Genomic DNA, 278 nt, shown 5'->3' on the forward strand with positions numbered 1-278 from the left:
CGGTCGTAGACGGCCATCGTCGCGGCAATCTGCTCGGCCACCCCCTGCTGCGCTCCGCGCGCATCGATATTGTAGGCGCGGCTGTTGTCGATGGACTGCGCGCCGCCCATGCCACCGGCGGTGATCGGGATCACCTTGCCGTCGGCGTTCGGCACGAACAGCTCGCGCCCCATCTCGCCCACCGTCACCGGCTGGCCGGCTGAGACCGGGCCGCCGTTCGCCCGGAACAACCCGGCGATCGTGTCGAAGATCCCGACAGACGGGAGGCTCGGGCCCTG

1 protein-coding gene is annotated in these 278 nt (G+C 70.5%); it reads right to left on the minus strand.

Features of this window, described 5'->3' with window-relative positions:
• The coding region (locus tag KZZ06_RS20570; protein ID WP_219581828.1) for a hypothetical protein at window positions 1–278 on the minus strand (278 nt) is incomplete at both ends.

Origin of the sequence: Sulfitobacter sp. CW3, assembly GCF_019392245.1 — a bacterium.
Classification (GTDB): Bacteria; Pseudomonadota; Alphaproteobacteria; order Rhodobacterales; family Rhodobacteraceae; genus Sulfitobacter.